General features: G+C 48.8%; 11 protein-coding genes. 10 read left to right on the top strand and 1 reads right to left on the bottom strand.

What is annotated here, in order from left to right; all coding sequences use genetic code 11:
* Positions 1-470: hypothetical protein (locus Q0X35_RS04430; RefSeq protein ID WP_297565965.1), on the bottom strand; the 470-nt coding region annotated here is incomplete at its 3' end.
* 189 nt (positions 471-659) lie between these two features.
* Here Q0X35_RS04430 and Q0X35_RS04425 point away from each other — a divergent pair.
* The 10 genes from Q0X35_RS04425 to Q0X35_RS04380 form a co-directional block, all read left to right on the top strand.
* A complete protein-coding gene (locus tag Q0X35_RS04425; RefSeq protein ID WP_297565963.1) occupies positions 660-2003 on the top strand; it encodes a replication-associated recombination protein A in 1344 nt (447 codons plus the stop codon).
* A gap of 107 nt (positions 2004-2110) precedes the next feature.
* On the top strand, positions 2111-2731 hold the full coding sequence (gene rpsD, locus Q0X35_RS04420) for a 30S ribosomal protein S4 (RefSeq protein WP_297565960.1): 621 nt from the start codon (positions 2111-2113) through the stop codon (positions 2729-2731).
* 81 nt (positions 2732-2812) lie between these two features.
* Entirely contained in the window at positions 2813-3244 is a 432-nt protein-coding gene (locus Q0X35_RS04415; protein ID WP_297565958.1) for a DUF948 domain-containing protein, read from the top strand.
* 57 nt (positions 3245-3301) lie between these two features.
* A complete protein-coding gene (gene alaS / locus Q0X35_RS04410; protein WP_297565957.1) occupies positions 3302-5974 on the top strand; it encodes an alanine--tRNA ligase in 2673 nt (890 codons plus the stop codon).
* Entirely contained in the window at positions 5971-6507 is a 537-nt protein-coding gene (gene ruvX / locus Q0X35_RS04405; RefSeq protein WP_297565955.1) for a Holliday junction resolvase RuvX, read from the top strand. The genes alaS and ruvX overlap by 4 nt, the downstream gene beginning before the upstream one ends.
* On the top strand, positions 6497-7582 hold the full coding sequence (gene mltG / locus Q0X35_RS04400) for an endolytic transglycosylase MltG (protein WP_297565953.1): 1086 nt from the start codon (positions 6497-6499) through the stop codon (positions 7580-7582). Before ruvX ends, mltG begins: the two co-directional genes overlap by 11 nt.
* 9 nt (positions 7583-7591) lie before the next feature.
* A complete protein-coding gene (locus tag Q0X35_RS04395) occupies positions 7592-8392 on the top strand; it encodes a shikimate dehydrogenase (protein WP_297565951.1) in 801 nt (266 codons plus the stop codon).
* Between the two features lie 86 nt (positions 8393-8478).
* Positions 8479-9111, top strand: a complete 633-nt coding sequence (locus Q0X35_RS04390) for a hypothetical protein (RefSeq protein WP_297565949.1) — start codon at positions 8479-8481, stop codon at positions 9109-9111.
* A 57-nt stretch (positions 9112-9168) separates the two neighbouring features.
* On the top strand, positions 9169-10377 hold the full coding sequence (gene aroC, locus Q0X35_RS04385; protein WP_297565947.1) for a chorismate synthase: 1209 nt from the start codon (positions 9169-9171) through the stop codon (positions 10375-10377).
* Position 10378: 1 nt separating this feature from the next.
* A partial coding sequence (locus Q0X35_RS04380) for a shikimate kinase (RefSeq protein WP_297565945.1) occupies positions 10379-10976 on the top strand: 598 nt, incomplete at its 3' end.

Below are 10976 nucleotides of genomic sequence, written 5' to 3'. Positions count from 1 at the left end.
GGAGGAAGCTGCTCAAGTGCAGGGCGGCGGGGCTCAATTCGTTTTTCTACTTCCGCAGCTATCTGCGGTTCCGCCGTCTTTAGAGCTTGCTCCAATTGTTTTTGCTTTTCGGTAGCCATTTGCTGTTGAAAGAATTTTTCAATCGTAAGTGGATCTACCACTTCTTTTACTCCAGAAATTTCTTGGAGCTGCGTACGTAAATTGGCAGTTTCAGATTCCGCCAGCACAAGTGGAATTCCCGATATCACGGCGACGATTTCTTCGTCGTTATTGTTCTTAGCTATTGCCTGGACTACCTTATCGGATTCCGAACCCGGCACCATAGATTTATTAGTTTCCATACGGGAAAAAAGATTGCCTTGCCCGAATCCCCACAATGCACTACCGGCACCCAATACCACTAAAACTATCCAAGCAATAATGAAAATCCACGGATGCCGCGATACATTTTTCCCGAGAAATCTAAACATACCTATCATACTATCGTGAACTTTTATTTACGTGAACTCTTATTTAAATGAGAAGATATACCAAAGTTCACCACTTTAGTTTTTCATTATTACGCAGTGGTGTTATCTGCTGTTCTTAGTGAAGTGGTGTTATCTGCCGCTCTTAGTGAACTGTATAGAAAAGAAATAAATTCTATTTAGAATGGGAGAGTGGATCTATTTACCAATGCAGCTCTGAACGCCGATGGCACCCCAGCTGATACTCATGCCCCGCTTGCAGTGCGAATGCGCCCACGCGCCATTTCTGAAGTAGTGGGGCAGGAGCATATTTTACAAGCTGGCGGGCCACTGCGCCGATTGATAGAAAATGACGGCAGCGCTCCGAGCGCTATTTTTCTCTGGGGGCCACCCGGTACGGGAAAAACTACTTTAGCTTATTTATGTGCAGGTAGTTCGGGGCGAGCTTTTGTAGAGATCTCCGCAGTGACGGCGGGAGTAAAAGAATTACGCGCGGTGATTGAAGAGGCCAAGCGCCGTCTATATACAGATGGAAAAGAAACTGTACTTTTCGTAGACGAAATACATCGCTTCTCCAAAACTCAACAAGATGCTTTATTGCCCGCTGTGGAAAATAGATGGGTAATTTTCATCGGTGCCACCACCGAAAATCCTTCTTTTTCCGTGATTCCTCCTTTGCTTTCCCGCTCTTTACTCCTTACTTTGCACCCACTCCAGGCAGCAGATATTGAAAATCTTTTACAGCGTGCTCTCATCGATAGTCGTGGTTACGGAGGAAAAATTACCATCGAGCCCGCCGCGCTAGCTGCCATCGTACAGCTAGCGGGCAATGACGGGCGGCGCGCTTTAACTATTTTAGAAGCGGCAGCTGGGCAAGGCGGAAAGAAAATAACCACCGAAAAAGTGGCCACTGCAGTTGATACCTATGCGGTGCGCTATGATCGCAGCGGCGACCAGCACTATAATGTGATTTCTGCTTTTATTAAGTCAATTCGTGGTTCAGATGTAGATGCAGCCTTGCATTATTTAGCACGAATGATAGTGGCCGGAGAAGATCCTCGTTTTATTGCGCGCCGTTTAATGATATCCGCAGCAGAAGATATTGGAATGGCAGATCCTTCTGCCTTACAGACCGCCACAGCTGCGGCGCAGGCCGTGGCTTTAGTGGGAATGCCGGAAGCGCGCATAATTCTTGCCGAAGCAGTAGTACACCTCGCCACTGCGCCTAAATCAAACCGGGCTTATTTGGCAATCGATGCGGCCATAGCGGATGTAAAAGCGGGTAAAAGTGGGGAAGTGCCGGTGCATCTATGGGATAAAAGTGCTGCGGCTTCTCGCATCGCAGCGGAAAGCCGGCTTCCTTCTCAGCTCTCCTATATTTATGCCCACGATATACCCGGTGCTATTGCACAGCAGCAATATCTGCCCGATTCTTTAAAGAATACGCGCTACTACGAACCTACTACGCGCGGATACGAGGCGAATATCACCCAGTTTTTACACAATATAAATAAGGCTTTAGGTAAAGAGCAGTGATACCATAGGGGAGTTGCTCTGAACCGGAGCAATCCTGGAATCTTAGCCAAATGGTTGATTCCGCAGCTAAAAAGCTGTGCCTTAACAGTCGACAGGAGAATATAAATATGGCACAAAATAGAGCTCGTAAATTAGTACGCCAATCGCGCGCCTTGGGCATTGCCCTCACTCCGAAAGCGGAGCGTTATATGCAGCGGCGCCCTTATCGCCCCGGTGAGCATGGGCGGGGCCGCGTAAAAGAATCCGATTATTCGGTGCGGTTAAAGGAAAAGCAGCGTTTGCGTGCCCAGTACGGTCTTAGAGAAGCGCAAATGCGCCGGGCCTGGAATGAAGCCCGCCGAGAAGATGGTATGGCCGGCGAGAACTTAATCGAATTGCTGGAAATGCGTTTAGATGCGCTGGTACTGCGGGCGGGCTTTGCACGCACCATTGCGCAGGCTCGCCAGGTAGTGGTACACCGTCACATTATGGTAGACGGCAATATCGTAGATCGCCCCTCCTTCCGGGTACAGCCTGGAATGATTGTGCAGGTGAAGCCGCGTTCGCAAGCTTCTGCGCAGTTCTTGGTAGCCGCGCAAGGTCAGCATGCCGATGTATTGCCGGCAGTTCCGGAATACTTGCGGGTAGAGCTGGAGAAGTTGCGCTTTGAGCTGGTGCGCCGGCCGAAGCGAGCAGAAGTGCCGGTCATTTGTGATGTACAGATGGTCGTCGAGCACTATTCTCGCTAGAATGCATCTTTAGATTAAAGCGCACCGCGACCTTTATCGTGGTGCGCTTTTTTACTCACTTATTACTATAAGGTAGGTACTATGGCTCCTATATCTCTCGGGCAGATTGCAGGTATTCTCGCTGCCCTCGCATTTTTAGTATTAGTATATTTTTCCATCCGTCCACTCCGGAAGCTTTCTGGCGTGCTCGATCGCTTAGCAGAATCGCTCCGCGAACTAACCGAACACACACTTCCCGCTATCGATGAAGCGGTAAATACCGTAGCGGAAGCTAATAATCAGGTGAAGAAGCTCGACGTAATCACCGATGCGGCTGCTCGTACTTCGGAAGATATTTCGGCTATGACTACTTTGGTCACGTCCACCGTCGGAGCGCCTTTCTTAGCGGCGCGCCGCGGAGCAGAAAAAGTGAAAAACGTATTTGGGCGCGGAGGAGATGCTGCTCCGAGTGGTGAGCTTCCATCCATGTATGGAGAAGACGGCGCAACCGAAGATTCCCCGGCTGATAAATAGCGATTCAATAAGTGGCAATAAAAGCAGTATTTATAAAAATAATATGAAGGATTTCTAATGCGCAGTGTAGAAATATATCAGCGCTGGTTGGATTATTTCCGCCGGCAGGATCACCAGATAGCGGAAAGTGCTTCTCTAATATCTCCTGATCCTTCTATTTTATTCACCATCGCCGGTATGGTTCCTTTTATTCCCTACATTACGGGCACTGCGCAGCCACCTTATCCGCGAGTGGCTTCGGTACAAAAATGTATTCGCACTAACGACATCGACAACGTTGGGCTCACTACTCGCCACGGCACATTCTTTCAAATGTGCGGAAATTTTTCTTTCGGTGATTATTTCAAAAAAGAAGCTCTGCATTTTGCCTGGGAACTATTGACTAGTGATCCCGCGCAGGGAGGATTTGGTCTCTCCGGAGATAAACTGTGGTTTTCCCTCTGGAATGAAGACGCAGAAGCATATCGAATTCTCAATCGAGAAATTGGTGTAGATGAGCGCCACCTGGTGCAATTGACGCGCTCGGAAATATTCTGGTCTACCGGTCAACCGGGCCCAGCTGGTCCCTGCGTAGAAATCCACTATGATCGCGGCCCCGCGTATGGCCCCGAAGCAGTGGGAGGTAGCGTAGATCCCGGCGGCGATCGCTATCTGGAAATATGGAATCTGGTATTCGATGAATATATGCGTGGAGCGGGCGAAGGTAGTAATTATGAATTACTCGGAAAGCTCGATAAGCGTGCCGTGGATACTGGTGCAGGCTTGGAGCGCATTGCTTATTTGCTCCAAGGTAAAGAAAATATGTATGAAACGGACCAGGTATATCCAGTAATTGCTGCCACTAGCGAATTGACTGGAAAGCAATACGGAACAGATCCGGCAGCGGATGTACAAATGCGTATTATTGCCGACCATATTCGCTCTGCACTTATGCTTATTGCGGATGGTGTCCGCCCCGGTAATGACGGGCGTGGCTACGTGCTGCGGCGCTTGATCCGCCGCGCTGTGCGCTCGGTGCGTTTACTCGGAGTAGATGCTCCAGCTTTACCGGTGCTTTTACCGGTGTCGAAAGATGCGATGAAAGAAATATATCCGCAAGTAGAGCAGAATTTTTCCACTATTTCTAGTATCGCTTACGGAGAAGAAGAATCTTTCCGGCGTACCCTAGTGGCCGGAACCCAGATTTTTGATGTAGCGGTAGCGAAAGCGAAGCAAAAGAGCGGTGAACTCAGCGGAAAGGATGCCTTTGAGTTACACGATACCTACGGATTTCCCATTGATTTAACCCTGGAGATGGCGCAGGAGCAGGGCGTAAAAGTGGATGAAAAGGGATTCCGCAAATTTATGCAAGAGCAGAAAGAGCGCGCTCGAGCTGATGCTCAAGCGAAAAAAACTGGCCACATCGACGCTTCAGTATTCCACGCTTTCCAAGCAAAAAATGGCGGAGATACCGAATTTTTAGGGTATCGAGAAAGTGCGGCAGAGGGAAAAGTAATCGGCATTTTAGCGGATGGAAAACCGGTGCCGGCGGCAGAAGCACCGGCGGAAATAGAGGTGGTCCTTGACCGTACTCCTTTCTATGCCGAGCAGGGCGGTCAATTAGCCGATCACGGCACAATCCGAATTGCCGGGGGTGGACTCCTCGAAGTAGACGATGTGCAGATGCCGATAAAAGGTTTATTCCTGCATCGCGGGCATTTACTTGAGGGCGCGATTGCGATAGAGGATACCGTCTATGCGCAAATCGATACCGACCGCCGTCTCCAAATTGCGCAGGCTCATACTGCCACTCATATGTTGCATAAAGTGTTGCACGAATTTTTAGGAGATCAAGCCACGCAGGCCGGTTCGGAGAATTCTCCTTCACGCTTGCGTTTTGATTTTCGCCATGGCGCAAAAATTTCTCCGAACATGCTCACAGAAATAGAGCAGCGCATCAATGAACGGCTCCAGGAAAATTTGCCGGTAGGTGCGCAGGTGATGGATATTGACGCTGCGAAACAGCTCGGCGCAATGGCACTATTTGGAGAAAAATATGGCAAAAAAGTGCGCGTAGTTTCTATTGACGATGCATGGTCGCGCGAATTCTGCGCCGGTACGCATGTAGCGCAAACTGGAGAACTCGGTTTAGTCTCGATTCTGGGAGAATCTTCTATCGGCTCCGGCGTGCGCCGGGTAGAAGCACTGGTAGGGGCAGGAGCTTATGCGGAAGGAGCGAAAGAGCGCGCATTGCTTTCCCAGCTCAGCACCTTAGTGCAGGTACAGCCAGCTGCCTTGCCGGAGCATATTAGTGCTTTGTTGGAGCGCTTAAAGCAAGCTGAAAAAGAAATAACTGCTTTGCGGCAGGCCCAGCTGACGGCCACTTATGGAGAAATTTTAGAAAAGGGCCGCCAGATTAAAAATTTGCAGCTCTATGCACATAATTTCCAAAAGCTTGCCAATGCCGATGAACTGCGGACTGCGGCCATAGAAGTGCGCAATCGGCTCGGGGAAAAACCAGCTGTAGTGGCACTTTTCGGAATCGTAAAAGATAAACCACTGCTCGTAGTGGCACTCACTCCTGCTGCGCAAAAAGCTGGAGTGAAGGCGGGAGCATTGGTAGCTTTAGCGGCGAAAGTTTTAGGCGGTGGCGGCGGCGGAAAGCCGGATCTCGCCCAAGGCGGCGGAATCGATGTACAAAAGATATCAGCTGCCGCAAAAGCAATTAGGGATTTTCTGGAAAATCAATGATAAATGGGGAAAGCGATATCGAAAACGCTATTGAAAATGAAGCTGGCGGGAGTGGCGAAAAATCTCTAAAGCCGGGAGTGCGCATCGCCGTCGACGTAGGAAAAGTACGAGTCGGCATCGCGAAGACTGATCATGAGGCGATTTTGGCGCTGCCGGTAGGTACTTTTCGCCGCGGGCAAGACGATATAACGGGCGTATTAGATATTATTTCCCAAGAAGATGTCTGCGCAGTCTATGTGGGATTACCCCTGAATATGGACGGAAGTATCGGAAGTACCGCTCGCAATGCCCAAAAATGGGCGCAGCGTTTAGCGAAAATGATCGCGCCAATTCCCGTGCGAATGATCGATGAGAGGCTCAGCAGCGTAAGTGCACATCGGCAATTGCAGGAAGCCGGATTACGAGAAATAAAGCATAAACCACTTGTAGATCAAGCTGCAGCAGTTATTATTTTAGAGAGTGCTCTTGATTTTGCACGCCGTACCGGCCGGCAACCAGGTCTTTCGGTGAAAGGACACACCAGTGAAAAATAAAAATTCTGCTTCGCGCGGGAATTTTCGCACCGCAATCATACTCTGCATCGTCACGGCCTTGGTGGTCTGTGGCGCAGTAGTGGTATTACCTAAAGCCCGCGATTTTATTTCCAGTAGAAATATTCCCGATTATGAAGGTAGCGGTAATGGTGAAGTAGTAGTGGTGGATATTCCTGAGGGATCTTTAGGAGCCGATATTGCCAATATTCTTTATAAAGAGGATGTGGTGGCTTCGCAGATGGCCTTTATTAAGGCTTTTAATAAAAATCCCAAAGCGGGGTCTATTCAGGCTGGTAGCTATAAATTACAGAAAAAAATGTCGGCGGCAAATGCGGTAGCAGCTCTATTAGCTCCGGCAAACCGCGCCGAATTGACGGTCACTATTCCGGAAGGCTTCACGGCGCAGCAAATCTATGAGCGGCTAGCTAATGTGCTTTCACTACCTTTAGAAGAAATAAAAGCGGCCGCTGCTGATCCTGCCGCATTGGGTCTACCAAAAGAAGCAGGAGGCAATTTAGAAGGTTGGCTCGCTCCGAAGACCTATGAGTATGCTCCGGGTACCACTGCGCAAGCAGCCCTTTCCCAGCTGGTAGAAGAGCGCATTAAAGAAATGCAGAGTTTAGGAGTTCCGAAAGATAGCTGGCAGCAATACATATTGATAGCTTCGATAGTGGAGCGCGAAGTGAACTGGCCGGAACATTACGGAAAAGTAGCTCGCGTAATAGAAAATCGTTTGGCACAAAGCGGCGAAGCCCACGGATATCTGCAGATGGATTCTACTGTACTCTATGGAGTAGGAAAGAGCGGAGGAGTACCTACCCAGAGCGATCTAGAATCAGATAATCCGTATAACACTTATAAGCACCCGGGATTACCGCCAGCTCCTATTTCTAATCCTTCTATTAGTGCTATTAAGGCTGCGATTAATCCGCCCGCGGGAAATTGGATTTATTTCGTGACGATAAATCTGCATACGGGAGAGACGAAATTTACCGATAACATCGAAGAGCACAATAAAAATGTGCAAGAATTCCGGAAGTGGTTTGAAAATAATCACGACGAAAAAAGCAAATAGGTAGGAAATATGCGCGGAGCCGTACTGGGCGATCCCATAGCGCATTCTCTCTCTCCTCGTCTATATGCGGCGGGCGCGGGAATTAGCGATTTTTCTAAAATAAAAATTTCGGCCGGAGAATTAGCCGATTTCTTGGAAAAAGCGGGTACCAAGTGGGATGGTTTCGCCGTCACTATGCCGCTGAAACGGGAAGCCTTTAACTGTGCGGATATGGCTGACGACTTGGCCCAAAAAGTGCAGGTAGTAAATACTCTTATTTGCCAGCCACTGGGAAAAAGCCGTATGTTTATCGGATTTAATACCGATATCGGGGGAATAGTAAATGCGATTACGGAAATCGCCCCCGGCCGTAGCTATAAAAAAGCGCTTATACTCGGTTCTGGTGCTACGGCCTCTTCGGCATTAGCCGCTTTAGCACAGCTAAAGGTGGCGGAGATTGAAGTTTGCGCCCGCCGTCTGGCTGGGCCTGGTACTGTATTTGCCACTGCACATAATCTGGGAGTATCGCTATCTACTCATCTACTAGCGGCTGCGCCGGAGCATATTCAAGATACTGATTTACTTATTTCTACTTTGCCGGCGGGCGTGGCGGACGAAATCGCCGCGCAACTTGCTGGCACTGATTTAACGGGAAAATTTTTATTAGACGTGGCTTACGATCCTTATCCGAGCCGTTTAGTGGCAGCATGGCAAGCGGCAGGCGGGAGCGTAATACCTGGTAAATTAATGCTTTTACATCAAGCTATTTTACAGATGCGGCTTTTCACTGGTAAAGATCCAGATGTGGAGCAAATGCGACAAGTACTTTAGATGTCTACAGCCACCAAAAACGCCCGTACTTTCCACAGTTAATTTCGCCAGCGATTTTCACTCTGGCAAATTTTTATACTTACGCTATGCACTCTATGCCCGATAGACGCCAGAAAAAAGTTCCCCATATTGGCGCTACTGTTACTCATAATTTAACGCTGGGTTGCTTAAATACCGGCCAATTTTTTCTGCTCATCGGTGCGCTCGGAGGAATTATTTTACTGCTCAGTTGGGGGAAAAATTTTTCGCTATTTTGGCTTAGCAACTCCCTAGCTTTCGGTATTCCTTGCGGCATAAATGCCTATATCGATTATCGCCGCGGATATTTGCTGCACATTTGGACTTATGCAGTTATTTTCAGCCTGCTACTCAGCAGCGGAATTGGCTGGAGAAAAAATATATTTTCCCTCTTACAACTCGCATTTGCCCTGCTGATTTTGAGTTCTCTTCAGGGCATTTTCACTTTCCTTTCCAAGTGTGGCGGCCTAGGAAAAGGCGATGTGCCACTGTTGGCAGCCACCAGCACTTTTAGTTTTCTCTACGTACCCGCTGCCGCTTTTTATACGGTGTTTTACACTTTTGTTGCCGCCGCTCTCTTAGCAATTAGTAAAATTAGCTATCGACACTGTAAAGCTTCTTTACCTAAAGCCTCTAAAAATTCTTTTGCGCTCGGGCCCGCTATTTTTACTGGCTGGTTCCTTGCTCTGGCATTAGTTTAAGTATTTAGCGGAGCTATCTAGGCAGAATTTTTTATTGGCGCATGGCATTATGGAAGTATGATGCGTTGGAGTACGGCAGGAGAATCACACGGGCAATCCTTAATAGCACTTTTAGAAGGAATGCCCGCCGGAGTAGAAATCTCGGAACGCGATATTAAAAATGCGTTATACCGTCGGCGAGTCGGCTACGGGCGGGGAAGCCGGCAAAAATTTGAAAATGATGAAATAAAAATTTTAAGTGGCCTCATCCAGGGGAAGAGTATTGGATCTCCTATCGCTATCGAAATCGCCAATCCCGAATGGGAAAAATGGAAAACTGTTATGAATCCGCAGCCTACTGCTTCCGCTTTAGAGTTAGAAAATGGCCGCGGAGATGAGCGAGAACTCCCACGGGGAAAACCGTTGACGTGCCCGCGCCCCGGGCATGCCGATTTAGCGGGAATGAATAAATATGGTTTTACAGATATACGCCCCGTACTTGAGCGGGCTTCCGCGCGCGAAACAGCGGCACGAGTGGTACTCGGATCTCTAGCCGCCAGTTTTTTAGAGCAAGCGGCCGGTATAAAAATTACTTCACAGATAGTTCGAGTAGGTAAAGTGGCAGCGGAAAATTATCGGACTGCCACCGCGGCAGATATTCCCGCCCTAGATGCTTCTCCGGTGCGCACTCTCGATGCAAATACAGAAGCACTTTTTTGCACTGAAATAGATAAAGCCCAAAAAAGTGGCGATACTGTGGGAGGAATCGCAGAAATAACTGCCGAGGGAGTCCCCATCGGATTAGGTACCTACGCGGTACCGGCCAATAGATTAGACGCTAAAGTAGCTGCGGCAATGATGTCTATCCCGGCTGTAAAAGGGGTGGAAATAGGCGCTGGATTTGCGGCAGCTGCTCAGTATGGAACTAACGCCCACGATGAAATAATCAAGGAAGCAGATCATCTAGAGCGGCTCAGTAATAATGCCGGTGGAATTGAAGGCGGTATATCGAATGGAGCTGCCTTGGTAGTGCGAATCGCCTTTAAACCTATCTCTACTGTACCTCGAGCTCTGCGCACTATCGATATCAGCACTGGAGCCGAAGCAACGGCTATTCATCAGCGTTCCGATACCACCGCCATAGTACCTGGAAGTATAATCGGAGAGGCAATGTTAGCTCTCGTGCTGGCCGAAGCTATGGTCGAAAAATTTGGGGGAGATAGCCTCGTGGAAGTACGCCGTAATTTAGCGAGTTTTCAAGCCGCGATTCCTCCAGAAAGAAAATAAAATGCAGCCAAAAGTTATTTTTATCGGTATGCCGGGAGCCGGTAAATCTACCGTCGGGCGGTTGGTGGCCCGCCGGCTCGGAGTAGCTTTCCGCGATTCCGATACTTTGATTAGAGAAAAAACTGGCCGCAGTATTGCCGAAATTTTCGCGACGGCGGGAGAAAAAGAATTTCGCCGTGTCGAATCCCAAGCAATTATTTCTGCACTCACCGATTTTAGCGGGATACTTTCGCTCGGGGGAGGTGCCATACTAAATCCCGATACCCGTGCCGCTTTAAAGGGGCAGCGAGTATTTTTAATTGACGCCGCTGACCAAGTGCTCGCAGCGCGCGTGCAAAAATCGCGCACCCAGCGCCCTATTTTCACTACTAATGCAGAAGCTGAAATGCAAAAATTGCGCCGTGAACGCATGCATTATTATCGTGATTTAGCTACTTGCACATTTTTTTCTGATTCCCGCCCAGCTGCTTTTGTAGTGGAAAAAGTCTTAGAAACTCTTCAGAGCCCGCAACAAATACTTCACTCGGCGGGTGTAAATCCCTATGAGGTGATAATCGGCAGAAATCTACAAGCACAAATTACCGCCCACGGGCAAAAGT

Origin of the sequence: uncultured Arcanobacterium sp., from assembly GCF_947253055.1 — a bacterium.
Taxonomy (GTDB): Bacteria; Actinomycetota; Actinomycetes; order Actinomycetales; family Actinomycetaceae; genus Arcanobacterium_A.
Note: the sequence above shows the minus strand (reverse complement) of the source record. Positions and strands in the feature narration are given on the sequence as shown.